The sequence below is a fragment of the Terrabacter sp. Root181 genome, from assembly GCF_001428505.1.
Classification (GTDB): Bacteria; Actinomycetota; Actinomycetes; order Actinomycetales; family Dermatophilaceae; genus Terrabacter.
This window is the reverse complement of the sequence record NZ_LMHU01000004.1, coordinates 1-1,191: the sequence shown is the minus strand read 5'-3', so window position 1 is coordinate 1,191 and position 1,191 is coordinate 1. Positions and strand designations below refer to the sequence as shown.

The following is a 1,191-nucleotide window of genomic DNA, read 5'->3' as shown; positions in this document are numbered from 1 at the left end:
CGCGGTGATCGCGTAGGTGCCGACGGCGCTGGCCGGGGTCGCCGCGGTCGTGACGGTCAACGTCCCGCCCAGCACCGAGGCGGTCTGGCCGAGGACGAACCCGGTGTAGGAGACCGTCAGGGCCGGGTTCGCGTCCCCGTACGTCCTGGACTTGTGGTCCGCCGTGACCGTCAACGCCGCCTTCGTCACGGAGAGGGTGCCGGGCGCGTACGTGATGGCGTAGTTGCCGCTCGTCTGTCCCCACGCGGTGATCGGATAGGTGCCGACGTCGCTCGATGCCGTCGCCGTCGTGGTGACGGAGGGGCTGCCGCCGAGGACTGACGCGCTCTGGCCGAGGACGAAGCCGCTGTACGAGACGGTCAAGCTCGGGTTGGCGTATCCATAGGTTCTGCCCTTGTCGTCGGCCGTGACCGTCAGCGGCGCCTTCGTCACGGAAAGGGTGCCGGGCGCGTACGTGATGGCGTAGTTGCCGCTCGTCTGTCCCGACCCGGTGATCGGATAGGTGCCGACGTCGCTCGATGCCGTCGCCGTCGTGGTGACGGAGAGGCTGCCGCCGAGGACTGACGCGCTCTGGCCGAGGACGAAGCCGCTGTACGAGACGGTCAGGCTCGGGTTGGCATATCCATAGGTTCTGCTCTTGTCGTCGGCGGTGACGGTCAGCCCCTTCTTGGTCACGGTGAGAGTGCCTGAGATGACGCTGACCTCGTAGTTGCTCAGCCTGGAGTCCGGGTCGATCAGAGCCACCGTGATGTCGTAGTCGTCCACAGGGCTCGAGTCGACAGCGGCGGTGCTGTAGGTGGCGCTGATGTCGTCACCGTTCTTGCGGCCCACGATGCTGCCGGTGAGGGTCGGGTTGGCGGAGCCGTACACCTTGGTCTTGTCGTCGGCCGTGACGGTCAGGGCTGCCTTGGTGATGCTGAGCGTGCCGTCGACGAGGGTCACCTGGTAGTTGGCCAGGGTGGCTGGGGTGGAGTCGACGGCCGTCGGGACGATGGCGTAGGTGCCGACGCCGGTGAGCGCGGTTGCCCCCGTCGTGTAGCTGGCGGTGATCCCGTCGCCGTTCTTGAGTCCCAGGATGCTGCCGGTAAAGGTGGGGTTGGCGTCGCCGTAGGTTCTGGTCTTGTCGTCGGCGGTGATGGTCAGGGGTGCTTTGGTGATGGTGAGCGAGCCGTTGACGAGGGTCACCTGGTA

1 protein-coding gene is annotated in these 1,191 nt (G+C 66.9%); it reads right to left on the bottom strand.

The features are described 5' to 3' along the window. Positions 1-1,191: MBG domain-containing protein (locus ASD90_RS23770; RefSeq protein ID WP_304437900.1), on the bottom strand; the 1,191-nt coding region annotated here is incomplete at both ends.